Origin of the sequence: Microbacterium sp. NPDC077644 (assembly GCF_040702785.1) — a bacterium.
GTDB lineage: Bacteria > Actinomycetota > Actinomycetes > Actinomycetales > Microbacteriaceae > Microbacterium.
In genome coordinates, this window is the sequence record NZ_JBFBME010000001.1 from 1,344,375 (window position 1) to 1,369,745 (window position 25,371).

General features: G+C 68.7%; 25 protein-coding genes. 3 read left to right on the forward strand and 22 right to left on the reverse strand.

The features are described 5' to 3' along the window. From lspA to AB0269_RS06610, 18 genes are all read right to left on the reverse strand, one after another. Complete coding sequence (gene lspA / locus AB0269_RS06525; RefSeq protein ID WP_366210407.1) at positions 1–582, reverse strand: signal peptidase II; 582 nt, start codon at positions 580–582, stop codon at positions 1–3. 9 nt (positions 583–591) lie between these two features. Beyond that, positions 592–1,218 (reverse strand): DivIVA domain-containing protein, encoded by a 627-nt coding sequence (locus AB0269_RS06530; RefSeq protein ID WP_366210408.1) that lies wholly within the window; start codon positions 1,216–1,218, stop codon positions 592–594. A gap of 108 nt (positions 1,219–1,326) precedes the next feature. Then, the gene (locus AB0269_RS06535) at positions 1,327–1,623 is read right to left on the reverse strand and encodes a YggT family protein (RefSeq protein ID WP_366210409.1); all 297 of its coding nucleotides are present in this window, start codon (positions 1,621–1,623) and stop codon (positions 1,327–1,329) included. 3 nt (positions 1,624–1,626) lie between these two features. After that, positions 1,627–2,109 (reverse strand): cell division protein SepF, encoded by a 483-nt coding sequence (sepF, locus tag AB0269_RS06540; RefSeq protein WP_366210410.1) that lies wholly within the window; start codon positions 2,107–2,109, stop codon positions 1,627–1,629. Between the two features lie 40 nt (positions 2,110–2,149). Next, positions 2,150–2,827 (reverse strand): YggS family pyridoxal phosphate-dependent enzyme, encoded by a 678-nt coding sequence (locus AB0269_RS06545; protein ID WP_366210411.1) that lies wholly within the window; start codon positions 2,825–2,827, stop codon positions 2,150–2,152. Then, positions 2,824–3,969: a cell division protein FtsZ gene (ftsZ, locus tag AB0269_RS06550; RefSeq protein WP_175988056.1), complete on the reverse strand. Its 1,146-nt coding sequence runs from the start codon at positions 3,967–3,969 to the stop codon at positions 2,824–2,826. The genes AB0269_RS06545 and ftsZ overlap by 4 nt, the downstream gene beginning before the upstream one ends. A 186-nt stretch (positions 3,970–4,155) precedes the next feature. Beyond that, positions 4,156–5,103 carry an FtsQ-type POTRA domain-containing protein gene (locus AB0269_RS06555; protein WP_366210412.1) on the reverse strand — a complete coding sequence of 316 codons (948 nt, stop codon included), beginning with the start codon at positions 5,101–5,103 and terminating at the stop codon, positions 4,156–4,158. 3 nt (positions 5,104–5,106) lie between these two features. After that, the gene (gene murC / locus AB0269_RS06560; RefSeq protein WP_366210413.1) at positions 5,107–6,507 is read right to left on the reverse strand and encodes a UDP-N-acetylmuramate--L-alanine ligase; all 1,401 of its coding nucleotides are present in this window, start codon (positions 6,505–6,507) and stop codon (positions 5,107–5,109) included. Positions 6,508–6,545: 38 nt separating this feature from the next. Next, positions 6,546–7,625, reverse strand: a complete 1,080-nt coding sequence (locus tag AB0269_RS06565; RefSeq protein WP_366210414.1) for a UDP-N-acetylglucosamine--N-acetylmuramyl-(pentapeptide) pyrophosphoryl-undecaprenol N-acetylglucosamine transferase — start codon at positions 7,623–7,625, stop codon at positions 6,546–6,548. Continuing rightward, positions 7,622–8,812 (reverse strand): putative lipid II flippase FtsW, encoded by a 1,191-nt coding sequence (ftsW, locus tag AB0269_RS06570; protein ID WP_366210415.1) that lies wholly within the window; start codon positions 8,810–8,812, stop codon positions 7,622–7,624. Before ftsW ends, AB0269_RS06565 begins: the two co-directional genes overlap by 4 nt. Continuing rightward, entirely contained in the window at positions 8,775–10,313 is a 1,539-nt protein-coding gene (murD, locus tag AB0269_RS06575) for a UDP-N-acetylmuramoyl-L-alanine--D-glutamate ligase (RefSeq protein ID WP_366210416.1), read from the reverse strand. Before murD ends, ftsW begins: the two co-directional genes overlap by 38 nt. Then, complete coding sequence (gene mraY, locus AB0269_RS06580; protein WP_366210417.1) at positions 10,310–11,419, reverse strand: phospho-N-acetylmuramoyl-pentapeptide-transferase; 1,110 nt, start codon at positions 11,417–11,419, stop codon at positions 10,310–10,312. Before mraY ends, murD begins: the two co-directional genes overlap by 4 nt. Further along, positions 11,416–12,828 (reverse strand): UDP-N-acetylmuramoyl-tripeptide--D-alanyl-D-alanine ligase, encoded by a 1,413-nt coding sequence (gene murF / locus AB0269_RS06585; protein ID WP_366210418.1) that lies wholly within the window; start codon positions 12,826–12,828, stop codon positions 11,416–11,418. The genes mraY and murF overlap by 4 nt, the downstream gene beginning before the upstream one ends. A gap of 28 nt (positions 12,829–12,856) precedes the next feature. After that, positions 12,857–14,638: a penicillin-binding protein 2 gene (locus AB0269_RS06590; protein ID WP_366210419.1), complete on the reverse strand. Its 1,782-nt coding sequence runs from the start codon at positions 14,636–14,638 to the stop codon at positions 12,857–12,859. 39 nt (positions 14,639–14,677) lie between these two features. Next, positions 14,678–15,250: a hypothetical protein gene (locus AB0269_RS06595; RefSeq protein ID WP_366210420.1), complete on the reverse strand. Its 573-nt coding sequence runs from the start codon at positions 15,248–15,250 to the stop codon at positions 14,678–14,680. Then, a complete protein-coding gene (rsmH, locus tag AB0269_RS06600; protein WP_366210421.1) occupies positions 15,247–16,185 on the reverse strand; it encodes a 16S rRNA (cytosine(1402)-N(4))-methyltransferase RsmH in 939 nt (312 codons plus the stop codon). The genes AB0269_RS06595 and rsmH overlap by 4 nt, the downstream gene beginning before the upstream one ends. Positions 16,186–16,284: 99 nt before the next feature. Continuing rightward, a complete protein-coding gene (mraZ, locus tag AB0269_RS06605; RefSeq protein WP_366210422.1) occupies positions 16,285–16,716 on the reverse strand; it encodes a division/cell wall cluster transcriptional repressor MraZ in 432 nt (143 codons plus the stop codon). A 266-nt stretch (positions 16,717–16,982) separates the two neighbouring features. Next, positions 16,983–17,372 carry a DUF3040 domain-containing protein gene (locus AB0269_RS06610; RefSeq protein ID WP_366210423.1) on the reverse strand — a complete coding sequence of 130 codons (390 nt, stop codon included), beginning with the start codon at positions 17,370–17,372 and terminating at the stop codon, positions 16,983–16,985. An 87-nt stretch (positions 17,373–17,459) separates the two neighbouring features. On the opposite strand from AB0269_RS06610, the gene AB0269_RS06615 reads away from it, so the two are divergent. After that, on the forward strand, positions 17,460–18,548 hold the full coding sequence (locus AB0269_RS06615) for a polyprenyl synthetase family protein (RefSeq protein ID WP_366210424.1): 1,089 nt from the start codon (positions 17,460–17,462) through the stop codon (positions 18,546–18,548). Positions 18,549–18,552: 4 nt separating this feature from the next. On the opposite strand, the gene AB0269_RS06620 is transcribed toward AB0269_RS06615, so the two are convergent. Beyond that, positions 18,553–18,900 (reverse strand): Rv2175c family DNA-binding protein, encoded by a 348-nt coding sequence (locus AB0269_RS06620; RefSeq protein WP_366210425.1) that lies wholly within the window; start codon positions 18,898–18,900, stop codon positions 18,553–18,555. Positions 18,901–19,045: 145 nt separating this feature from the next. Here AB0269_RS06620 and AB0269_RS06625 point away from each other — a divergent pair, with 145 nt between their 5' ends. Together AB0269_RS06625 and pknB are read left to right on the forward strand one after the other, a co-directional pair. Beyond that, complete coding sequence (locus AB0269_RS06625) at positions 19,046–20,071, forward strand: LysM domain-containing protein (protein WP_366210426.1); 1,026 nt, start codon at positions 19,046–19,048, stop codon at positions 20,069–20,071. Positions 20,072–20,161: 90 nt separating this feature from the next. After that, a complete protein-coding gene (pknB, locus tag AB0269_RS06630) occupies positions 20,162–22,102 on the forward strand; it encodes a Stk1 family PASTA domain-containing Ser/Thr kinase (protein WP_366210427.1) in 1,941 nt (646 codons plus the stop codon). A gap of 84 nt (positions 22,103–22,186) precedes the next feature. Here pknB and AB0269_RS06635 read toward each other — a convergent pair whose 3' ends face one another. From AB0269_RS06635 to AB0269_RS06645, 3 genes are all read right to left on the reverse strand, one after another. Then, positions 22,187–23,020 carry a hypothetical protein gene (locus tag AB0269_RS06635; RefSeq protein WP_366210428.1) on the reverse strand — a complete coding sequence of 278 codons (834 nt, stop codon included), beginning with the start codon at positions 23,018–23,020 and terminating at the stop codon, positions 22,187–22,189. Positions 23,021–23,225: 205 nt separating this feature from the next. Then, entirely contained in the window at positions 23,226–24,557 is a 1,332-nt protein-coding gene (locus tag AB0269_RS06640; RefSeq protein ID WP_366210429.1) for a class II 3-deoxy-7-phosphoheptulonate synthase, read from the reverse strand. 38 nt (positions 24,558–24,595) lie between these two features. Continuing rightward, the gene (locus AB0269_RS06645; RefSeq protein ID WP_366210430.1) at positions 24,596–25,282 is read right to left on the reverse strand and encodes a lysophospholipid acyltransferase family protein; all 687 of its coding nucleotides are present in this window, start codon (positions 25,280–25,282) and stop codon (positions 24,596–24,598) included. Positions 25,283–25,371 lie beyond the last annotated feature (89 nt).

Sequence of the window (25,371 nt, forward strand, 5' to 3'; positions counted from 1 at the left end):
TCAGGCTTCTCTCTGGGCGACCTCGGGCTCGCCGTGGCCCGAACCTGCGGCATCCGCCGACTCGACGTGATCCTTCTCACGCGTGCCGTCGAGTCGGATGCCGAGGACGACCAGCAGCGCCACGGTGATCATGCCGCAGACGATGAAGATGTCGGCGACGTTGAAGATCGCGGGCATCATCCACGGCATGGAGATCATGTCGACGACGTGGCCCACGGCGAACCCGGGCTCGCGGAAGAAGCGATCCGTGAGATTGCCGAGCACCCCGCCGAGGAGGCATCCGAGCACGACGGCCCAGATCCGCGATCGCAGGTCGAAAGCCTTCCAGATGATCACGACCGCGACGACGGACAGCGCGATCGTGAAGATCCAGGTGTAGTCGGAGCCGATCGAGAACGCGGCGCCGGGGTTGCGCACGAAGTACAGCTGGAGGAACTCGCCGAGCACCGGCACGACTTCGTGCAGCGGCAGGTGCTCGACCGTGAGGTGCTTCACGAACTGATCGGCGGCCAGCACCAGTGCCGCGAGGATCGCGACGATGATGCCGGCCGCCGACCGACGAAGGGAACGGCGTTCAGCCAAAGGGCTGACCTACAGTCCGATCGCAGAGACCGGGGTGGAGTCCGTCGTGTTCGACTTCTCGTCGAGGTCGCGGAGCTGGCCCTCGATGTAGCCGCGCAGCTGCGTGCGGTAGTCGCGCTCGAAGTTGCGCAGCTCGGTGATGCGCGCCTCGAGGGTGTTGCGCTCGCGCTCGAGTCGTGCCGACTCCTCGCGCTGCTTGGCCTGAGCCTCGGTGCGGATGCGCTCGACCTCGGACTCTGCCTCGGAGATGAGCTGCTTCTTCTTCGACTCGCCCTCGGCGACGTGCTCGTCGTGCAGGCGCTGAGCCAGCTCGATGATGCCGGCCGTCGCGGACGTGGAGCCTGCGGCGTCGATCGGAGCGGCGGCTGCGGGCGCGGCAGGAGCTGCGGCGACGGGCGCGGGAACCTCGTCGACGACGGCGGGAGCGGACTCCTCGGCCTTCGCCTCGGCCGCCGGCTTCTCGCCGGACTCGTATGCGGCGAGCTTCGCCTTCAGCTCGGCGTTCTCCTCGAGTGCCTTGCGCCACTCGACGACGATCTCGTCGAGGAAGTCATCGACCTCGTCCGGGTCGAAGCCGTCCTTGAATCGGACGTGCTGGAACTGCTTGGTGACGACGTCATCCGGGGTCAGTGCCATTTTCTCGGCTCCTCTTTCGATGAGTTCTGCTGCCAGTGTCTGAAGCATGGCTTGTGTGGATCCGGCGCGTACCCGGGGCGCGCACCTCCGTGCAAGCATAGCCCCCGATCAGATGAACTGCCTCACGATGGCCATGAGGATGAGCACGGCGAGGATCGTGAACGTGAAGCCGAAATCCAGTGACAGCGTGCCGATGCGCAGCGGAGGGATGAAGCGTCGGAAGAGACGGATCGGCGGGTCGGTGACCGTGTAGACGACCTCAGCCGCCACGAGGCCGGCACCCTTGGGCCGCCATTCGCGGTTGAACAGCGGGATGTAATCCAGGATGAGCCTCGCGAACAGCACGAAGATGTAGATCAGCAGGACCAGGTGGACGATCGAGGCGATCCAGGAGACTACGGCCACGGATCAGGAGTGGTCGAAACCCGCGGATTCCGGGTCTGCGCTGGCGATGCCGCCGTGCCCGGAGACGGCGATGTTCTCGGGCGAGAGCAGGAACACCTTGCTCGTGACGCGCTCGATGCGCCCGTAGAGGCCGAGCGAGAGTCCGCTCGCGAAGTCGATGAGGCGACGCGCGTCGGCGTCGGACATCTGCGAGAGGTTGATGATGACCGGAACGCCCTCGCGGAAGCTCTCGGCGATCAGCTGCGCGTCGCGGTACTGCTTGGGGTGCACCGTGAGGATCTCGTTGACAGCGCCGGCGGAGGGCTGCTTCACGGCGACCGGGCGGCGCAGCGGGGTCACGGGAGCGGCGACGACCTCTTCATGGTCGCGGTCGCGGTCACGGTCACGGTCACGGTGCGCGCGTGCCGGAGCCGCCTGCTCTTCGTAGGTTTCTTCCTCATCGGCCAGGCCCAGGTACACCATGGTCTTCTTCAGCGGGTTTCCCATCGTGTCCTCCGTGTTCGACGTGGGCTGATCTGTTTCGAGGTTAACCCCGGTCAGGCCGGGGTCCGGTTATTGCCGACCCGATCCGCAGGTGTGTCGCACCTGCCGCGATCGCCTCGGCGAAGTCGCCGGTCATTCCGGCGGAGATCCAGGTGGCATCCGGCTCGAGCGCGCGCACCGCTGCGGCGATGCCGTGCAGTCTCTCGAAGGCCGGGGCCGGGTCCTGGTCGAGCGGAGCGACGCCCATGACGCCGCGCAGCCGCAGCGAGGGCAGCGTGAGGACGTGCTCCGCCAGGCGCTCGACGTCGGCGGGCGCGATGCCCCCGCGGCCGGCGTCATCGGTGAGGTTCACCTGCACGAGGACGTCCAGCGCGTCATCGTCATCCGCTGCTCTGTGCAGGGCATCGGCGAGCTTGACGCGGTCGACCGAGTGCACGGCATCCGCGCTGCGGCGGATCGCCGCGGCCTTGTTCGTCTGCGCCTGCCCGATGAAGTGCCAGCGCAGCCCGTCGAGCGCTGCCTCGGCGCGCTTGGCCGTGAGCTCCTGCTGCCGGTTCTCTCCCACGTCGAGCACGCCGAGCGCGTGCAGCTCGTGGACGAGCGCTGCCGGATGGAACTTCGTCACCACGATCCGGGTGATCCCGGCCGGGTCGCGCCCGGCCAGACGCGCGGCGTCGGCGATGCGCGCATCGATCGCCGACAGCCGCGCGGAGAGGCTCACTTCAGGAACTCGGGGATGTCGATGTCGTCGTCCGCGAATGCCGGCTCGAGGCTCGTGGTCGGGATGCGCGGCGCCGGCTGCGTCGCGGCAGGCTCGGCGGTCTGCGCCTCGGTCTCGTCGTCGGACAGCGTGACCTCGGGCAGGGAAGCCGGCTCCGGGCGCGAGACGACCATCGGGTCCAGACGCAGCGACGGCTCGCCGCCGTCGAAGCCTGCCGCGATGACGGTGACGCGCACCTCGTCGCCGAGCGTGTCGTCGATGACGGTACCGAAGATGATGTTGGCCTCGGGGTGCGCGGCCTCCTTGACGAGGTCGGCGGCGTCGTGGATCTCGAAGATGCCGAGGTTCGAGCCACCCTGGATCGACAGCAGCACGCCGTGCGCGCCTTCGATGGATGCCTCGAGCAGCGGGGACTCGACCGCGAGCTCGGCGGCCTTGATGGCGCGGTCGGCGCCACGGGCGGAGCCGATGCCCATGAGGGCGGAACCCGCGCCCTGCATGACCGACTTGACGTCGGCGAAGTCGAGGTTGATGAGGCCGGGTGTGGTGATGAGGTCGGTGATGCCCTGCACACCGGCGAGGAGCACCTGGTCGGCCGTGGCGAACGCCTCGATCATCGAGATGCCGCGGTCGCTGATCTCGAGCAGTCGGTCGTTCGGGACGACGATGAGGGTGTCGACCTCTTCCTTCAGCTTCGCGACGCCCGCCTCCGCCTGGCTCTGGCGACGGCGGCCTTCGAACGAGAACGGCTTGGTGACCACACCGATGGTGAGGGCGCCGATGGACTTCGCGATGCGGGCCACGACCGGTGCACCACCGGTGCCGGTTCCGCCGCCCTCGCCGGCGGTGACGAAGACCATGTCGGCGCCGGTCAGGGCCTGCTCGATCTCTTCGGCGTGGTCCTCAGCGGCACGGCGTCCGACCTCGGGATCCGCGCCTGCGCCGAGACCGCGGGTGAGCTCGCGTCCGACGTCGAGCTTGACGTCGGCGTCGCTCATGAGCAGCGCCTGGGCGTCGGTGTTGACAGCGATGAACTCGACGCCGCGAAGGCCGAGTTCGATCATGCGGTTGACGGCGTTGACGCCGCCACCGCCGACGCCGACGACCTTGATCACGGCGAGGTAGTTCTGGTTCTGGCTCATGGCCGGCCTCCGATTGTCGAGCCTGGAAAGAATGTGAACCTTAAACCTCAACTAGAGGTGTAAAGTATTTCCCGGTATTGCGTTCTCTTGATCGAAGGTAAGCGCCGTTCCCGCGCGCGCGGGCAAGGACACGGGCGTGTCGCGCGTTTCCCCTCGCGGACGACCGGATCCAGGCGTCGGAGGACGTCAGCCGACGACCGGCACCTGCGGGGACGAGACGTCGATGCTGCGGGCGTCGGGCTTGGCGACGAGGACGCTGCTGAGGGTGACGCTCTTGAGGACGGAGTCCTCGGAGCTCCCCCACACGACGGTGAGACCGGTCGACAGCTTCAGCGTCACGTCGTCCAGCGTGCCGGCGGTGACCTCGGTCAGCTGCGCCCGCAGATCGTCCGGCAGGGAGCGGACGACGAGTCCCGCGGCCTCGAAGACGTCCGACCCCGGGCCGCCCTCGACATGCAGGATCGGCTGCCCGTCCGGCACCTGCTCGGTCGTGCTCAGCGCGACGCCGGCGGCATCCACGAGCGTGTAGCCGGCACCCGACTCGATGACGCCGATCGGTGTGCGCTCGACGATCCGCACGGTGAGGTCGTGCGGGGGCTTCGCCTCGAGCGCGTAGGTCTCGATGAGCGGGAACGCCAGCAGGGCCGCCTTGACCTCGCTGTCGTCGACGAGGGCGAGAGGCCGGCCGATCTGGTCGGACAGCGCGGCCTCGATGGTCGCCGCATCGAGCCTGGAGGCGCCGGCGACCGTGATCCGCTCGACGGCGAACAACGGGCTGTACGCGGCGATGACGCTCCCGCCGATGAGGAGCACGACCGCGCCGAGGGCGCCGAGCCACATCATCCGCCGGCGACGCGAGCGCTGCGTGAACCGCCGGATCTCGGCGCGCAGGCGCTTGCGGCGCGCACGTGCGGCCTTCCAGACGTCGCGCGCGGTGAGCCCTTCCAGGCTCTCCTGTTCGTCGAACACATCCGGGTCGCGGTCCTCATCCGCCCGGTCGGGCGTCAGAGGCCGCGCGCCCGCATCCCCTGCATGCAGATCGGCCGGCCCGCGCGACGCACTGGGGCGGCGGGGCCGCGTCGGAGCGGACTGCGCCTCCTCCGGCGGAGTCGGAAGCGGGGCCGGGCGACGCACGGGTCAGCCTTCTGCGTTCTGCCGCAGCGCCTCGAGCACCTGCGGGATGATCAGGTAGACGTTGCCGCAGCCCAGGGTGATCACGTAGTCGCCCTCGCGGGCGATCGAGGCGGTGTACTCCGCCGCCTGCTGCCAGTCGGGCACGTAGTGCACGTGCCCCTGGTCGGCGAACGCCCCGCTGACGAGTTCTCCGGTGACGCCGGGGACGGGATCCTCCCGGGCGCCGTAGACGTCGAGCATGACCGTGTGGTCGGCGTGCGTCTCGAGCACCTCGGCGAACTCCCGGTACATGTGCTGGGTGCGGGAGTACGTGTGCGGCTGCTGGATGGCGATGATGCGTCCGTCGCCGACGACGCCGCGCGCAGCCTCGAGCGCCGCCTTCACCTCGGTGGGGTGATGGGCGTAGTCGTCGAACACGCTGACGCCGCGCTCGACGCCGTGCAGCTCGAACCGGCGGACGGTCCCGGCGAACCCCTCCACCGCGCGCACGGCGTCGCCCAGCCCGTAACCGAGCGAGAGAAGAACGGCGACGGCGCCGGCGGCGTTGATCGCGTTGTGGGCTCCGGGGACGGCGAGCTGCATGTGCTCGGACTCTCCCCCGCGTGCGACGGTCGCCGCGACGGGACCCGTGGCCGAGATGTCCGTGAGGCGCACATCTGCGCCCTCGGCGGTGCCGAACGTGATGACGTTCGGGTGCGAGAGGCCTGCTGCGACGCGCAGCGCTCCCGGATCGTCGCTCGAGATCACGACCGCCTCGGTGGCGGCATCCGCGAATCGGATGAACGCGTCGTGGAACGCCTCGTCGGATCCGTAGTGGTCGAGGTGATCGGGGTCGACATTGGTGATCAGCGCGATGGCCGTGTCGTAGAGCAGAAAGGTGCCGTCCGACTCGTCGGCCTCGACGACGAAGAGGTCGTCCGCCCCGGAGGCGCTCGAGGTCCCGAGCTGCTCGATGACACCGCCGTTGACGAAGTTCGGATCGGCGCCGAGCGCCTGCAGCCCCGTGACGATCATGCCGGTCGAGGTCGTCTTGCCGTGGGCGCCTGCGACGGAGACGAGTCGGCGGCCTCCGATCAGCCAGTGCAGCGCCTGGGAGCGGTGGATGACGTGCAGTCCGCGTTCCTTCGCTGTGACGAACTCGGGGTTCTCGGGCCAGATCGCTCCGGTGTGCACGACCGTGTCGGCATCCCCGAGGTACGCGGCGTCGTGGCCGACGTGGACGGTCGCCCCCGCGGCGGCGAGAGCCTGCAGATTGTCGCCGTCGGCCCGGTCGGATCCGGAGACGCGGATGCCGGCGTCGAGGAACATCTTCGCCAGGCCGCTCATGCCGGAACCGCCGATCCCGATGAAGTGGGCCGCGGTGATGGACTCCGGGATCGGGAGCGAGAGGTCAGGTCTGATCATGTCGGATCCATCCTAATTCGCGGAGCCGAGGAGCGGGCTCAGCGCCCCGCGCCGAGGGCGCGATCGATCATCGCGATGACGTTCTCGGTGCCCGTGCGCGTGCCGACCTGCTCGGCCGCCACGGCCATCGCGTCGATGCGGGTGCGGTCGCCCATCAGCGGCACGATCTCCCGGCGCACGACGTCGCCGTCGAACGTGCCGTCCTCGAGCAGGATCGCCGCTCCTGCCGCGATCGCCGACGCCGCGTTCAGACGCTGCTCGCCGTTGCCGACCGCGTAGGGCACGTACACGGCGGGGATGCCGAGCGCGCTGATCTCGCTGACCGTCGCGGATCCGGCTCGCGAGACGATCAGGTCCGCGAGAGAGAACGCCAGATCCATGCGGTCCACATACCGCCGCATCGCGTAGCCGGGCACCTCAGGGTCTTCGAGCTCGCTGCGCTCGCCCGTGATATGCAGCAGCTGCCATCCGGCGGCGAGCACGTCTCCCCACGACCCGGCGATGGCCTCGTTGAGACGCTGAGCGCCGAGCGACCCGCCGAACACGAGCAGAACCGGGCGGCCGGCATCCAGCCCGAACGTCGCTGCGGCCTCGGCGCGCAGCGCCGAACGGTCCAGGGCGACGATCTCGCGACGCAGCGGCATCCCGACGACCTCGCTGTTCTTGAGCGGCGTGCCGGCGAAGGCGACGCCGATGCCCGCCGCTCCCCCGGCTCCCAGCCTGTTCGCGAGGCCGGGCTTCGCATTCGCCTCGTGCACGACGTACGGCACGTTCTCGCGACGCGCCGCGATGTAGGCCGGTGCCGAGGCGTATCCGCCGAATCCCACCACGACGTCGATCGCGTGCTCGCGGATGTGACGCCGCACCTGACCGACAGCCCGCCCCAGGCGCGAGGGGAACCTGAGCGCCTGCGTGTTCGGCCGCCGCGGGAACGGCACCTTGTCGACGATGAGCAGCTCGTAGCCGCGCTGAGGGACGAGCCGCGCCTCCAGGCCCTCCTTCGTGCCCAGGACGAGGACGTCGGCGTCGGGCTCCCGCTCGCGCAGTGCGTCGGCGACGGCGAGCAGGGGGTTCACGTGCCCGGCGGTGCCACCGCCGGCGAGAAGGTACGAGGTCACTTCGCGACCATACCCCGTTCGGATGCGGGAATCGTGCGAGCGAACGCCAGCAGCACGCCGCACGCGAGGAGCACCGCCAGCAGCGCCGTTCCGCCCTGCGACATGAACGGCAGCGGCACGCCCATGACGGGGAAGACGCCGATCACGACGCCGATGTTGATGAGCGCCTGACCGAGGATCCAGACGGTGATCCCGCCCGTCGCGACGCGGATGAACGGGTCGGTCGTCTTGCGCATGATGTGGAACGCGCCGACCGCGAAGAACGTGAACAGGGCGAGCACGACGATGCAGCCGATGAGACCGAGCTCCTCGCCGACGATCGCGAAGATGAAGTCGTTGGCGGCCGCGGGGAGCCATCCGTACTTCTCCTGCGAGTTGCCCAGGCCGAGGCCGAAGATCCCGCCGTTCGCCATGCCCCAGACGGCGTGGATCGACTGGTAGCAGTCGTGCTCGTAGTTGCTCATGTCGGAGCAGACGGCGGTGATGCGGCGCATCCGGTCGGGGCTGACGATCGCGAGGGCGACGACGCCGACGATCCCGAGGAGCACGGGCAGGATGAACAGCCGCAGCTTGACCCCGGCGAAGAAGAGGCAGCCGAGCAGGATCAGCACGAGCACCATCGCCGTGCCCAGGTCGTTGCCCGCGATGACCGTTCCGATCGCGAGCAGTGCGACCGGAACGACGGGGATGAAGACGTGGTGCCAGATGGCCAGGCGGGTGCGCTTGCGCAGCAGCACATAGGCGATCCACAGGGCGAGGGCGAGTTTGAGGAACTCCGACGGCTGCATCGAGACGACGCCGAGGTCGATCCAATTGCGGTTTCCGGCGTCCTCGATGCCCAGCGGGGTGAACACGAGCAGCTGCATCAGCGTCGCGAGGATCAGCGCCGGCCAGGCCATCTTCTTGAGGAATCCGATCGGCAGCCTGCTCACGAGGAACATCAGGGGGATGCCGATGACGGCGAACGTCGCCTGCTTGAGCGCGGTGTCCATCACACCGGTCTCGGTCGCGCTGGTGGCGGAGATGACCATGACGATCCCGAAGATCGTCAGCAGCAGCGCCGTGGAGGAGATGAGGAGGAACTCGCTCGAGGGCGGGGTGAAGATCCGTCCGAGCGAGACGCGCGCCGCGAGGCCCCGCGCTCCGGAGTCAGGGCCGGTGCGCGGAGGGCGAGCCACCTGTGTCATCGGCACTCCCCTTGTCGATCCACGTGCGCACCGCCTCGGCGAAACGGCGGCCACGATCCGCGTAGCTCGTGAACTGGTCGAAGGATGCCGCCGCCGGGGCCAGCAGCACCGTGCTCCCGTCGGTCGCGATCCCTCCGGCGAGTTCCACCACTCGGGTCATGACATCTTCAGTCTCACCAGTGACGACCTCGTGGACCGGAACGTCCGGCGCGTGTCGTGCGAATGCGGCGACGATCTCGTCGCGCCGGACGCCGATCACCAGTGCTGCGCCGGCCGTGCGGCCGGCGTCCGCGATGAGCTCCGTGAGGTCGACGCCTTTGAGGTCGCCGCCGACGACCCAGAGGGCGCCGGGGTATGCGCGCAGCGAGGATGCCGCAGCGTGAGGGTTGGTGGCCTTGGAGTCGTCCACCCATGTGATTCCCGCGTGACGGGCGATGACCTGGATGCGGTGCTCATCGAGGCGGAATCCCTCGAGCGCGCGGCGGATGGCCTCCGGCTGCGTCCCGAGAGCGCGGGCGAGAGCGCTCGCGGCGAGGATGTTCTGGACGATGTGCGGCGCCGACAGCCCGAGCCGCTCGAGGTCGGCGATCGTCGTGAGCTCGAGGGCGCTGTTGCGGCGGTCGTCGAGGAAGGCGCGATCGGCGAGGATGCCGTCGACGACGCCGAGGTCGCTGGGACCCGGCACGCCGAGATCGAAGCCGATCGCCCTGGCGCCCTCGGTGACGTCGGCGTCCTCGACCATCTCGCGTGTCGCGAGGTCGGCCTTGTTGTAGACGCACGCGATGCGCGTGTTGCGGTAGACGAACGCCTTCGCAGCGCGGTAGGCGTCGGCGCTGCCGTGCCAGACGAGGTGGTCGTCGGCGATGTTCAGGCACACCGACGAGTGCGGCACGAGCTCGCCCGCAGGCTCGCTCTGACCGATGTACCAGAGCTGATGGCTGGACAGCTCGACGACGAGCGCGTCGAAGCCGGCAGGATCGCGCACGGCGTCCAGCACCGGGACCCCGATGTTGCCGCACGGCGCTGCGCGCAGTCCGCCTTCGACGAGCAGCGTCGCGGTGAGCTGCGTCGTGGTGGTCTTGCCGTTGGTGCCGGTGATGAGCACCCAGTCGGCCGGGGTTCCGTCGGCGCGCAGGACCTTGTCGCGCACGCGCCAGGCCAGCTCGACGTCGCCCCACAGAGCGATTCCAGCATCCTGCGTCCACCGGATCAGCGGATGCGACGGCGCGAAACCGGGGGATGCGACGACGACCTGTGGCGCGAAGTCGACGAGCTCCTGCGGTGCGGCATCCAGCGGTCCGAGCGCGAGGCGCGCGCCGATGACCGGGACCAGCCGCTCGTACTCCTCGGAGGCGGACTCGGAGAGCACGAGGACGTCGGCACCGAGCTCGGTGAGGGTGTCTGCGGCCGAGAACCCCGTGACCGAGAGCCCGAGGACCGCGACGCGCAGACCCTTCCAGTCGGCGTGCCAGCTGGTGAGGGCGTCCAGGGGCGCGCTCATGCGAGCGTCAGCCACTCGACGTAGAACAGACCGATCGCTGCGACCGCGAGGAGCCCGGCGATGATCCACAGGCGCACGACGATCGTGACCTCGAGCCAGCCGCGCATCTCGAGATGGTGGTGGAACGGGCTCATGAGGAACAGTCGCTTGCCGCGGGTGAGCTTGAAGTACAGGCGCTGCAGGATCACCGATCCCGACGACAGCACGAAGATCCCGGCGATCACGAGCAGGAGCAGCTCGGTGCGGGTGAGGATCGCCATGGCGGTGATCACGCCGCCGATGGCCATGGATCCGACGTCGCCCATGAAGACCTTGGCCTTGGGCGCGTTCCACCACAGGAAGCCGATGAGACCGGAGGCGAAGGATGCCGCCACGATCGCGAGGCTGAACGGATCGCGGACCTCGTAACACGCGTCGAGCGCATCGCTGTCGACGCCCGTTCCCACGCAGGACTGCTTGAACTGCCAGAAGGCGATGAGGCTGTACGCGCTGACGACGAAGACGCCGGCACCGGCGGCGAGGCCGTCCAGACCATCCGTGAGGTTGACGCTGTTGGAGGTCGCGATGCCGATGACGGCGATCCAGACCAGGTAGACGATCCAGCCGATGATCACCCCGAACGCGAACAGGTTCAGCCACGAGATGTCGCGGAACAGCGAGATGTAGCCGCTTGCAGGGGTCTGCTCGTACTGGTTGGGGAAGTTCAGCGCGACGACGCCGAACGGGATCATGACGACGAGCTGACCGATGACCTTGCGCCAGCCTGAGAGGCCCAGGCTGCGCTGGGAGCGCACCTTCATGTAGTCGTCGATGAATCCGACGGCTCCGAACCCGACCATGAGCCACAGCACGAGGATCGCCGAGAGCGCCGGCTCGCTGCCGCCGGCGACGACGCCGGTGAAGTAGCCGACGATCGTGCCGACGATGAAGATCACGCCGCCCATGGTGGGCGTGCCGCGCTTGGCCTCGTGGCTCGGGTTCGCGATGTCTTCGGGGGTGCGGATGACCTGCCCCCAGCCCCACCGGCGGAACAGCCGGAGGAAGACGGGGGTGAGGAACAGGGTGAAGGCGAGCGATATCGCGGCCGCCATGAGGAGTGATCTCACGAGAACAATTCTCCCAGACGATCGCCGAGGTGCCGGAGCCCCACCGAGTTGGACGATTTCACGAGCACGCGGTCGCCGTCGCGCAGCTCGGTGCGCAGGTACTCGAACGCGGCATCCTGATCGGGCAGATGGATCGCCTCGCTGTCCCAGGATCCCTCGCCGACGGCGGCGAGGTACAGCCGGCGCGCCTCGGGCCCGACCACGACGATGCGCTGGATGTTCAGGCGGACGGCGAGCAGCCCGATCCGATCGTGCTCCTCCCCCGCGGTCTCGCCCAGCTCGCTCATGGCACCGAGGACTGCGACGGTGCGTTCACCGGGCGCGGTGATCTGCGCGAGCGTGCGCAGAGCTGCGGCCATGGAGTCGGGGCTGGCGTTGTACGCGTCGTTGATGATGCGGACGCGGTCGTTGCCCATCGGCTGCATCCGCCACCGCTCGGCGATCTCGACGGTCTCGAGTCGGGCGATGGCGTCCGATGGCGACACGCCGAGGGCGCTGGCGGCCGTGATGGCGGCGAGGGCGTTGCCGATGTGGTGGGCGCCCAGTACCTTCAGCTGCAGCGGGTAGGAAGCCCCGCCCGTCGTGACGGTCGCGCGCGTGCCGGATGCCGACACCTCGACGTCGGATGCCCGGACACCGGCTTCCTCGTTCTGTCCGAAGCCGAGGACGGTCATCCCCCGCCCGTCGGCGATCTCGCGCATGGCGGCCACGCGCGGGTCGTCGATGTTCAGGACGGCCGTGCCGTCGGCGCGGGATGCTGTAACGAGCTCGGACTTCGCCTTGGCTGTGGCCTCGATGCCGCCGAAGCCCCCGGCGTGCGCCATGCCGACCATGAGGACGACGGCGACGTCGGGTTCCACGAGGCCCGCGAGCTTCGCGATGCTGCCGGGCGCTGCGGCGCCGAACTCGCTGACGAGGTACCGCGTGGTGTCGGTGACGCGGAGCATCGTCACCGGGGCGCCGACCTCGTTGTTGTAGGAGTTGATGGGCGCGATCGTCTCGCCGTCGTCCTGCAGGATCCGCGCCAGGAAGTTCTTCGTCGTCGTCTTGCCGTTCGACCCGGTGATGCCGACGATCCTCAGATCGCCTGCCGCGCGCACGCGCGCGACGACCTCACGGGCGAGCGCGCCGAGGGCCTCGACGACGTCGGCGACGACGATCTGGGTGATCTCGTCGTCGACGACGTGCTCCACGAGGGCGAGAACGGCGCCGTTGGCGACCGCGGCGCCGACGAACCGGTGGCCGTCGGTCTCGGCGCCGGGCTTGGCGACGAAGATCCCGCCCGCGGTCATGTTCCGCGAATCGGTGTCGACGACACCGTGCACGACAGTACGGTCGGTGTCGGTTCCGACGAGGTGGAGGTCGCCGCCGGTGATGGTTGCGATCTCGGCGAGCGACAGGGCGATCATGACGTCTCCATGCGCGGCACGGGGCCGGCTACTTGAACTTGGGCAGCGGCTCGTCCATCGGCTCGGTGGACGGCGATACGCGGTAGGTCTTCAGGACCTGTGTCATCGCCTTCTGGAAGGCGGATGCGGTTGCTGCGGACGATGTAATCCTAGTCGGCTGGTCCAGAGTGACCACGACGGCATACTTCGGGTCGTCGATCGGGGCGATGCCGACCATGCTCGTGTAGTACACGCCCTTCTTGTAGCCGCCCTTGCCGTCGGTGACCTGCGCGGTACCGGTCTTGATGCCGATCCGGTAGCCGGGAATCTTGATCTGATCGGCGAGCCCGCCCTGGACGGCGACGTTCTCGAGCATCCGCTGGAGGGTCGTCGCCGTGCTCTTCTTGATGACCTGCTCGTGCTTCGGAGCCTCAGGGGTGAGCACGGTGCCGTCGGGCATCGTGCACGACTCGATCAGCGAGACATCGATCTTCTCGCCGTCGTTGCCGATCGCCTGGTAGACGTTCGCGAGCTGAGGTGCGGTGACGGTGTAGTACTGGCCGAACGTCGTCGTGTAGAGAGACTGCGCATCCCACTCGGAGACGGGGTGGATCTCACCGGTCGCCTCACGGGGGAAGTCGATCGTCTTCTGCCCGACGCCGAACTTCTCCAGGTAGTCGTAGCGCACCTGCGGGTCGACCATGGTGCCGAACTTCGACAGGGCGACGTTCGACGAGTCGATGAGGGCGCCTGCGAGCGTGTACTGGTAGGCGCCGTGGATGAACGCGTCGTTGATGACGGCGCCGTTGGAGAACTTCTCGTGGCTGGATGCCGTGACCGTCGTGTTCATGTCGACGGCGCCGGAGTCGAGAAGGGCCGCGGCCGTCACTGCCTTGAACGTGGAGCCGGGCTCGAAGGTGTTGCCGAACACCTTGGTGCCCCAGTCATCGGGGGACGAGGCGTCCAGGTCGTTGGGGTCGAGGGAGGGCCATTCGGCGGCGGCACGGATCTTGCCGGTCTCGATCTCGACGACCGTGACCGTGCCGGATTGCGCCTTCTGCTTCTGCGCCTCCTCGGCGATCATCTGCTGCAGGTACCACTGCAGGTCGCTGTTGATCGTGAGGGTCACGGTGCCGCCGTCGACGGCATCCACGGTCCGCTCGCTTCCGGGGATCGTGACGCCGTCCTTGCCGCGGAGGTAGCTGCGCTCCCCACTCGTGGGAGACAGGCACTGCGTCTCCATCTGCTCGATGCCGGCCTGACCGTCGCCGGCCGAGTCGACGTAGCCGACGACGTTGCCGGCGACGGCGCCGTTCGGATAGACGCGGGTCTCGCGGGCCTTCGCGTAGACGTACAGCAGCCCGAGGTCGCGCAGCTCGAGGTACTTCTCGGTGCTGAGGCCCTTGGCGAGCTGGTAGTACTGCGAGTTCGGGTCGGCCTCGAGATTGGTCGCGACGGCCGCGCGCAGTTCCTCGGGGTCCTGCCCGATGATCGCCGCGATCTGGTCGGATGCCTCGTTCCACGGCACCTCGGGAGGATTCTTCTCGTCGTCCTCGAGCTCCCGCATCAGGCTCGGACTGAGCTGGGCGTCGTAGACCTTGACGCTCGATGCGAGGGCGATGCCGTTCTGATCGACGATCGAGCCGCGGTCGCCGTGGATCGTGTCGGTGCTGCCGAGCTGGCCAACCTGGAGCGAGTCCTCGACGTGGTCGCTGGCGCTGACGACCTGGATGTCGACCAGGCGCACGACGAAAGCCGACAGCACGATGAGGATGACGGCGAGGGCGACGACGGTCCGGCGGCGCGGTCCGCGCGTGGCTCGAGTGGTCATGCGGCTCTCTCCGTGTCCTGTGTCAGCGGTGGGTCGGTGTCAGCGGGTGGTGGGGCTGGGGAGGCCGTCGGTGATGGCCGGCGGCAGGTCGGGGTCCTTCTTCGTGCTCTTCTCGGCGTTCTCCTCCGCCGCCGCGGCCTCCTGCGCGTCCTCGTCGAGCAGGGCGTTGTTGACGGCACCCGCTCCCTCGGGGTTGACCGTGGAGCTCCAGCTGGCGCCCTCGTCCGAACCGAGCACGGCCGAGTCGCTCAGTCGCAGGTACGACGCCGGACCTGCGACGACGAGGCCGAGCTGATCGGCCTTCGTCGCCAGGAGCTGCGGTGACGAGATCCCGGCGAGGTCGTCCTGCAGGGCGCTGGCCTGAAGGTCCAGTTCGCGCTGTTGGGAGGTGAGGTCGGCGAGGACGAACGAGTCGTTGGTGATCGCCAGCGACAGCCCGATCTGCGCGGCGGCGATCGCGGCGGCGCCGGCCACCGCGACGAGGGCATAGGCGAGCTTCGGACGTCGACGCGGGGCCGGTGCCGTGACGCGCGTGAGGCGGCGCTCCGTGCGAGGCGCCGTGGTGTTCGGCCGGGTCTCGGGCAGCAGGGCTGCTGCGGTGGCGCGGCTCATGCGGCCTCCCTCACTCGTTCTGCGGCGCGCAGGCGCACCGGGATGGCACGCGGATTGCGGGCCTTCTCGTCGTCGCTGGCGAGTTCGGCGCCCTTGGTGAGCGTGCGGAATCGCGGTGCGTGCTCCGGCAGCTCGACGGGGAGTCCGGCCGGAGCGGTGGATGCGGATGCCGCGGCGAACGCCTGCTTGACGAGGCGATCCTCCAGCGACTGGTAGCTCATGATCACGATCCGGCCGCCGACGGCGAGAGCATCCATCGCGGCGGGGATCGCGTCGGCGAGCACGCTCAGTTCCGAATTCACCTCGATGCGCAGAGCCTGGAACACTCGCTTGGCGGGGTGACCGGCGCGCTGCGCCGCCGCCGGGGTCGCAGCCTGCAGCAGGTCCACGAGGTCCTGCGAGCGGACGAGGGGCTTCTCGTCGCGCGCCTGCACGATGAAGCGGGCGTAGCGGGCGGCGAGCTTCTCCTCGCCGTACCGCTCGAAGATGCGGCGGAGGTTGCCCTCGCTGTAGGTCGCGAGCACCTCGGCCGCGGTCACGCCCTTGGTCTGGTCCATCCGCATGTCCAGCGGAGCGTCCTTGGAGTAGGCGAAGCCGCGGTCTGCTTCGTCGAGCTGGAGCGAGGAGACGCCGAGGTCCATGAGGATGGCCGAGGCGCCCTGCGCGTGCAGGCCGATCTCGTCGTAGACCGTGTGGACCAGGGTGATGCGGTCGGCGAAGCGCGCGAGACGTTCGCCGGCGATGCGCAGTGCGTCGGTGTCGCGGTCGAGTCCGATCAGGCGGATGTTCGGAAATCGCTCGAGCAGCGCTTCGGAGTGCCCGCCCATGCCGAGCGTCGCATCGACGACGATCGCGCCGTCGTGCTGCAGCGCCGGAGCCATGAGCTCGATGCAGCGCTCGAGGAGAACCGGGGTGTGGATGTCGCGGAGGTTCATGATCGTTTCCGGGGACCTGGGCCCTGATCCCCCTCCGCTTCACGACCCGGCACCGGGGAAGTGTGTCGGGGCGGGAGCGGCGGGGCATCACAGCCGAGGTCAGAAGAGTCCGGGAATCACCTCCTGCTCCAGTTCTGAGTAGCTCTCCTCGCCGGCGGCGAGGTAGTCGTTCCAGGCCGCGGCATCCCAGATCTCGGCGTGGGCGCCGACGCCGGTGACGATGAGCTCCTTCTCGAGCCCCGCGTACTGGCGGAGGTGACCGGGGATGGTGATGCGGTTCTGGCTGTCGGGCATCTCTGCGCTGGCCCCCGAGAGGAACATGCGCAGGAAGTCACGGGCCTGCTTGTTGCTGAGCGGTGCTTGCCGGATCCGCTCGTGCATCGCCTCGAACTCGGCCGTGCTGAAGACGTACAGGCAGCGCTCCTGACCGCGGGTGACGACGATGCCGCCTCCGAGGTCCTCACGGAACTTCGCCGGAAGGATGACGCGACCCTTGTCGTCGAGCTTCGGTGAATGCGTTCCCAGCAACATCGGCCATCACCCCCTTCGTCCGGCCAACTCGAGGTGTTCCCCACTTTACTCCACTTCCCTCCACTTTTATAGGAAGAGTTGCGAAGAGAATGGCAGAACTTCGGAGCGCACGCGAACAGACCCGCATGATTCCGCGGGTCAGCGGCATGGAGTTCCGGTGGAGGACAGTGGAGCGGGAGTGGAGGAGATCGGCTCAGAGCGACGAAAAAGCCCGGATGCGATGCGCATCCGGGCTTGTGGAGTGGGGGCTGGTGGAGGCCCCGGGGTCAGTGACCCTCGTGGCGTCGATCCCAACGGTCGTTCATGCGGTCCATGAAGGACGTGGAGCTCTGGGGGCCCTTCGGCGCCTGGGCCTTCGGCGAACGGCTGGTGCCGCTGCGGCGCGTGGGGGTCGCGGCGAGGATCACGCCGGCGAGCATGGCCGCGAAGCCGACGACGCCGACGACGATGCTGACGACCGGGCCGAGCTGGCTGCCCAGTGCGACGCCGGCGACGAGCGCTCCGATGCCGACCAGCAGCAGGACAGCGCCGTAGACGAGGTTGCGGTAGCTGAGTGCTCGGTCGCCGGAGGGCGCGCTGACGATGTCGGCATCGTTGTGCAGGAGATGGCGTTCCATCTCATCGAGCAGACGCTGCTCCTGTTCAGACAGTGGCATGACGCCTCCCTCGGGTCGGTGTCCTCCAGTTTACGCTCAGCGCGACGACTGAGGCTAGGTTTCGGCTGAGAACCTAAGCTGATTATCGTGCCCCTCTCCCATCAAGTCCAGCAGGCCGTCGCCACCCGCCTGGATCGCTTCACCGCAGGTGTGCGGGCCGAGTCCGCGGAGTACGGGGCGGATGCCGCATTGTTCATCGAATCCGCCGTCGCCACCCTGCAGGGAGGCAAGCGTCTGCGGGCGCGCTTCTGCCACGCCGGCTGGCAGGCGGTCGCCCGTTTCTCCGACCGAGCGGCCGCTGAATCCGACGCCGTATGGGACCTGTGCGCCGCGCTCGAGGTGTTCCAGTCGGCCGCGCTCGTGCACGACGATCTGATCGACAACTCGGACACCCGCCGCGGCCGGCCGGCGGCGCACCGCGCCCTGGAGCACGAGCACGTCTCCCGCTCATGGGGCGGCGATGCGGCGGCGTTCGGCCGCTCGGCCGCCATCCTGCTCGGCGACCTTCTCATCTCGTGGAGCGATGATCTGCTCGAGGACGCCCTCGCGCAGCATCCGCATGCCGCCGACGTCCGCGCGGGATACGCGCGGATGCGTCGGGACGTCACCACCGGCCAGTTCCTCGACATCGCCGAGGAGTCGGCGTGGCGCGTCAATCCCGACGACGAGCACGCCGAACGCGCACTGCGCGTCGTCTCGCTGAAGTCGGCCAGGTACAGCATCGAGCAGCCGCTCGCATTGGGTGCGGCGCTCGCGGGCGCGGATGCCGACCAGCTCCGCGCGCTGCGCGCGTTCGGACACCCGGTCGGGATGGCCTTCCAGCTGCGCGATGACGTCCTGGGCGTGTTCGGCGACGAGTCCGTCACCGGAAAGCCGGCGGGCGACGACCTGCGCGAGGGCAAGCGGACCGTGCTCGTGGCGCTGACACGGCAGAACCTCGACGCCCCCGCGCGCCGTGTTCTGGACGAGCTGCTGGGCGACCCGCATCTCGATGCGAGCCAGGTCGCGGCGCTGCAGGCGACGATCACGGACTCGGGCGCGCTGGACCGCGTCGAGGCGATGATCGAGGACTACGCCGCAGCGGCCGATCGCGCCCTGTCGGGCGCACGACTCGAGAATGCGGCGGTCGGCACGCTCCGCCAACTCGCGAGGGCCGCGACGGTCAGAACCGCCTGAGGCCTCAGGCCAGTGCGCGCGCGACGCGGCGGACGGCGCTCTTGTGCCCGTCGAGGAGTGCGGCGATGGGCGTTCTGCCGAGCTCCTCGTCCTCGGCCAGCAGCCAGTCGATGATCTCGTCGTCGGAGAAGCCGGCATCTGCGAGCACGATGATCGTTCCGCGCAGCGACGCCAGGGGGCGTCCGTCGACGATGAAGACGCCGGGAACCGCGAACGCGCCGTTGCGGGTAGAGCCGACCAGATGCTGCTCGGCGATCAGTCGGCGGACCCGGCCGAGCGGCTCCCCCAGGACCTCGACGAGGTCAGGGGTGGTCAGCCATTCGCCGGTGGATGCAGCAGGTACGTCAGACACGTCTCGACTATCTCACCTCCGCCGCGACAGCGCACATCGCCTCTTCTTTCACATGCATCACATTCGTCACTTTGGTTGACTTCTCTTTACATCCGTGTCAGCGTTTCAGGGTCCGAACAGGGGGGAAGCCTTGAGACTCACAGCGATGTCGAACCGCAAGAGATACACCCAGATCGGTGCTCCGGCTGCGATGGTCAGCGTCCTGGTCGGAGCGCTGGCCGCAACGCCCGCCCACGCCGCCGTTCCGGCGGACACCGCGCCGACGCCGCTGCAGGCCCGCGCCGGTGGCGCGCTCCAGCTCGAGAAGACCACCCGCCCGGTCCCGGCAGCCGTGAAGCCCGCCTCGTACACCGTGCGCCCGGGCGACACGATCGCCGGCATCGCACAGCGGCACGGCCTCGCGACGGTCGACGTCCTGAAGTGGAACGGCCTGGGATGGCGTACGGTCATCTACCCCGGCCAGAAGATCCGTCTCGCCGCTCCTGCCGCGGCAGCGGCCGCACCTGCCGCACCGACCGCGGCCGCATCGCCGTCGGCCAAGCCCGCGGCGTCGCACACGGTCGTCGCCGGCGACACGATCTTCGCGATCGCGAAGAAGCACGGCACGTCGGTCGACGCGATCCTCGCAGCGAATGGCCTGGGCCGCGGCGCGATCATCTACCCGGGTCAGAAGATCCGCATCAGGGCCGCGAAGGCGCCGCAGCCGGCCGCAGCGGCCGCCCCGGCATCCGTTCCCACGCCGTCCGCCGCATCCACCTCCGCCGACCTCAACGCGCTCCAGGCGGAGAACGCCACCCTCATCATCCGCATCGGTCGCGAGCTCGGCGTCCCCGAACGCGGCATCGCCATCGCACTGGGCACGTCCATGGTCGAGGCCTGGCTCCGCAACCTCGAGTGGGGCGACCGCGACTCCCTCGGCCTCTTCCAGCAGCGCAGCAGCACGGGCTGGGGTGAGCCCGAGCAGATCATGAATCGCGGGTACAGCATCCGCGCGTTCTTCGTCGGCGCATCCAACCCGGACGGCACGACCACCCGAGGCCTCCTCGACATTCCGGGGTGGGAGAAGATGTCGTTCGCCGATGCCGCACAGGCCGTGCAGATCTCCGCGTACCCCGATCGTTACGCGAAATGGGAGCACGCGGCGTACACGTGGCTCGAGCTCTACGGCTGAGCGTCGGCGCATGCCCGCCTTCCCGCGGAATTCCGGGCCAAGGGTGAGGCGCTCCCCGGGCTTTCAGCCAGTTCTCCATAGAATCTGTACGTGACGACCAATCAGCAGGCCGACGCCCTCATCGGGCGGCTTGTCGACGGTCGGTACCGGGTTCGTGCGCGGATCGCGCGCGGTGGCATGGCCACCGTGTACGTCGCCACCGATCTCCGCCTCGAGCGGCGCATCGCCCTCAAGGTCATGCACGGCCACCTCAGCGACGATGCCGTGTTCCAGAGCCGGTTCATCCAGGAGGCACGTGCAGCCGCCCGCCTCGCGGATCCGCACGTCGTCAACGTCTTCGATCAGGGCCAGGACGGCGAACTCGCCTACCTCGTCATGGAGTATCTGCCCGGCATCACGCTGCGGGAGCTCCTCCGCGAGCAGAAGCGGCTCACGGTCCCGCAGACGATCTCCATCATGGATGCGATCCTGTCAGGGCTCGCGGCGGCTCACAAAGCCGGCATCGTGCACCGGGACGTCAAGCCCGAGAACGTGCTGCTCGCCGAGGACGGCCGGATCAAGATCGGCGACTTCGGACTCGCGCGGGCCACCACGGCGAACACGGCGACCGGGCAGCAGCTGCTCGGCACGATCGCATATCTCGCACCCGAGCTGGTCACGCGCGGCACGGCCGATGCGCGCAGCGACATCTACGCCCTCGGCATCATGCTCTACGAGATGCTGGTCGGCGAACAGCCCTACAAGGGCGAGCAGCCCATGCAGATCGCTTTCCAGCATGCGACGGAGTCGGTGCCGCGCCCGAGCGTGCGCAACCCCGGCGTACCGGAGCAGTTGGACGAGCTCGTGCTGTGGTCGACGGAGAAGTCTCCGGACGAGCGGCCGGACGACGCCCAGGAGATGCTCGACCGGCTGCGCGAGATCGAGCGTCAGCTCGGCATCTCCCCCGCGCCTGCCGCGACCACGACGCCGATGCGCACGCAGTCCGACTCGGGCGACCTCACCAAGGTCATGCCTTCGACGATGGTGCTCGATCCCGTCACGGGGCCCGTCGCCGCGCAGCCGGTGGACAACGCGACGCTGCTTCGCCGTCGTACCTCGAAGCGCCGGGCGCGCGGGGCGTTCCTGCTCGCCCTCGTGATGCTGCTCGCCGTACTGGCCGGAGGCGTCGGCTGGTGGTTCGGGTCGGGGCCCGGTTCCCTCGTGGCGGTGCCCTCGGTCGCCGGAATGACGTACGATCAGGCGGCCGCCGCGCTGAAGGACGAGGGCTTCGTCGCCGTGCAGGCGGATGAGAGCTCGGTGGATATCGACCCAGGGCTCGCGATCCGCACTGATCCCGGCGAAGGGGACCGGCTCGACAAGGGCACTGAGGTGACGGTGTTCGTGTCGACGGGCCCGGCCCCGCGCACGATCGAGAAGCTCAACGGCAAGACCGTGGATGAGGCGAAGGACTATCTCGCCGGGCTCGGGATCAACGTGTCCGACGAGATGCTGATGCTGTACTCGAGCGCCGACAATGACGTGGTGATCAACGCGAGCATCACCCCGCGCGCCGGCGGCGACCCCGTCGCGTGCGGCGAGGGCTGCGAGGTGTTCGAGGACGACACCGCCGATCTCATCGTGTCGCTCGGCGGCCTGCCGGACGTCACCGGAATGACGGTCAACGAGGCGTCGAACGCGCTGGGCGAGAAGCAGATCACGACGACCACCGTCGAGGAGTACAGCAACGACGTCGAGCAGGGCCGCGTGATCCGCACCGGGGAGCGCTCGGAGCCGGGCAACTGGCGGCCCGGAGACACCATGACGCTCGTCGTCTCGCTCGGACCGCAGCTGTTCGAGGTCCCCGAGGTGACGGGGATGACGCGCGACGAAGCCGCTCAGGCGCTTCGGGATGCCGGATTCGAACCGACGTGGAACGGCTTCTGGAGCGCACTCGCCGACTCCAACACCGAAGTCACAGGAACCGATCCGGCCGCGGGATCCATGCGCCGCTCCGGAGCCGAGGTCTACATGCAGATCCGCGGCGTGCTCTAGCGGCATCCGCCCGTCGACAACGCAGAAACCGCCCTTCCTCGGCATCCGGAAGGGCGGTTCGTACGTTCTCGACCGCCCCTCGTGTCACCCGGAGCGGGCCAGCGCACGACGGATGCGCGCGATCAGCGCGCGTGCGCCGTCGCGGAGGTCATCAGCCCCGACGAGGATGACGCGATAACCGGCATCCTCGAGGAGTTGCACCCGGGTCAGATCGCTCAGCCATCGTGAGCGGGATGTTCGATGCTCGTCACCCTGGTACTCGATGATGAGTCGAGCGCTCCGGTAACCGAGGTCGCCGTGGCGCTTGCCTTTCGCGGTCATGACTTCGAGCTGCACCTCGGGTTCCGGGAGCCCGCCCGCGATCAGGGCCAATCGAAGCAACGACTCGCGTGGCGAATCGACTGGCGCCCTGAGCATCCCGAGCGCCCATTTGAGAGCGACCGCTCCGCGACGCCTCCCGTGTCGCCGGACGGCATCGGCAAGCATCTCCGGCGTGCACAGCGGCGGCCGCCGACCGAAGTCCGTGCGCTCGCCACTGATGAGGAAGTCGCCGACCGCGACCAGCCAGCGCCGGGAAAGACGTGTGGAGAGCTGACACCATACGTCCGCCGGCGCGAGGACCAGAACGCCCGCGAGCAAGAACGTCGGAAGATCATCATCGGGACGCTCCCACCCGACGACTCCCGGTCTTCGGACACGACCGCGGGCGCCGACCGCCGTGACATGCAATGGCCCGCCGCGAGAAGGCAACGGCATCCGCCACAGCTCGGCTGCGGTCTCATGGCTGAAGCACTGATGCGGCCGGAGGGCCTTGCCGAGCGCGGCGCATCGATCGCGCAACGTCTCCAGCGGAGCATCCGCCCTCACGCCGTGGAACGGGCGCTGCAGATCCCGACCTCGCATGCGCTTGTCGCTCACCCCTCGAGCTGCGCCCACCTGGACGTGGAAGACCTGCCCTTGGAGAGAACTGGGCAATCGAGTCCGTGGCTGCATGCCCCGATCCTGCCGCCTGCTGTGGCGGCGCGTCCGGGGTTATCCACACCGCCCGTCGACAACGCAGAAACCGCCCTTCCTCGGCATCCGGAAGGGCGGTTTGCGCGTTATGGGCCACACGCGAGCGGACTCAGCGCTTCTCGAGCTCCTCGGCGACGAGGAACGCGAGCTCCAGGCTCTGCATGTGGTTCAGGCGAGGGTCGCACAGGCTCTCGTAGCGCGTGGCGAGACCTTCTTCATCGATCTGCTCGGATCCGCCCAGGCACTCCGTGACATCGTCTCCGGTCAGCTCGACGTGGATGCCGCCGGGGAAGGTCCCGACCGCGCGGTGCGCCTCGAAGAAACCGCGCACCTCGTCGACGACGTCGTCGAAGCGACGCGTCTTGTACCCCGTCGGCGTGGTGATGCCGTTGCCGTGCATGGGGTCGGTCACCCACAGCGGCTGAGCGCCCGAGTCGCGGACGGCCTCGAGCAGCGGCGGCAGAGCGTCGCGGATCTTCCCCGCGCCCATGCGCGTGATGAACGTCAGGCGTCCGGGCTCGCGGTTCGGGTCGAGCTTGTCGATCAGCGCGAGCGCCGTCTCGGGTGTCGTCGTGGGGCCGAGCTTCACGCCGATGGGGTTGCGGATCTTCGAGAAGTAGTCGACGTGCGCGCCATCGAGGTCGCGCGTGCGCTCCCCGATCCACAGGAAGTGCGCGGAGGTGTTGTACGGCGTGCTCGTGCGGGAGTCGATGCGGGTCATCGGGTGCTCGTAGTCCATGAGCAGGCCCTCGTGACCGGTGAAGAACTCGACGCGCTTGAGCTCGTCGAAGTCGGCGCCCGCCGCCTCCATGAACTTGATGGCGCGGTCGATCTCGGCCGCCATGCGCTCGTAGCGCTGGTTCGCCGGGTTCTGCGCGAACCCCTTGTTCCACGAGTGCACTTCGCGGAGGTCCGCGAAACCGCCCTGCGTGAACGCCCGGATCAGGTTCAGCGTGGATGCCGCGGTGTGATACCCCTGCAGCAGACGGCCGGGGTCGGCCTGACGCGAGCCCTCGGTGAAGTCGTAGCCGTTGACGATGTCTCCGCGGTATGCCGGGAGGGTGACGTCTCCGCGGGTCTCGGAGTCGCTGGAGCGGGGCTTCGCGAACTGCCCGGCCATGCGCCCCATCTTCACGACGGGCATCGACGCGCCGTAGGTGAGAACGACCGCCATCTGCAGCACGGTCTTGATCCGGTTGCGGATCTGCTCGGCCGTCGCCCCGGCGAACGTCTCGGCGCAGTCGCCGCCCTGCAGCAGGAACGCCTCGCCGGATGCCGCGCGGGCGAGCCGGTCGCGGAGGTTGTCGACCTCACCGGCGAACACGAGAGGCGGGAGCGCGGCGATCTGCTTCGAGATGTCCGCCACGCGCTCAGCATCGGGCCAGGTCGGCTGCTGCTTGATGGGGAGGTCGCGCCAGGAGTCGAGAGCGTGCTGAGGCATCTGCCCATCTTACCGGCGCGGAGCGCAGCGCCGTGCCGTCATGACCGCCGCGGCATCCGCTCCTTGACCGAGGACGCGTAGACGTCGTCGTACTCCTGCTCCCCCAGTCGCTGGAGGGCGACCATGATCTCGTCGGTGACCGACCGGAGGATGTAGCGGTCGTTCTCCATCCCGGCGTAGCGGGAGAAGTCGAGCGGCTCTCCGATCACGATGCCGACGCGCACGACCCGAGGGACGGTCCGGCCGATCGGCATCGCCGTGTCGGTGTCGACCATGACGACGGGGATCACCGGCACCTTCGCCTCGAGAGCCATGCGCGCGAGCCCGGTGCGCCCGCGGTACAGCTTGCCGTCGGGGCTGCGGGTCCCCTCCGGATAGATGCCGAGCAGATCGCCGCGCCCGAGCACCTGAAGTCCGGTGTTGAGCGACGCCTCGGAGGCTTTGCCTCCCGAGCGGTCGATGGGGATCTGCCCCGTCGCCTTCATGAAGTTCTTGGTCGCCCAGCCCTTGAGGCCGCGCCCGGTGAAGTAGTCGCTCTTCGCCAGGAACGACATCGGCCGGTCGATGAGCAGCGGAAGGAAGATCGAGTCGGAGACCGAGAGATGGTTGCTCGCGAGAATCGCCGCACCGTTGCGGGGCACGTTGGCCCGGCCCACGATCCACGGGCGGAAGACCGCCTTGACGATGGGGCCCACCACCACGTACTTCATCAGCCAGTAGAACATCGTCTGGAAGTCTATCTCCGGGGTGTCGGACCGACCATCATCGCCGCGTCGACGACCTCCCGAAGGCGTGCGACTGAGTCTCACTTGAT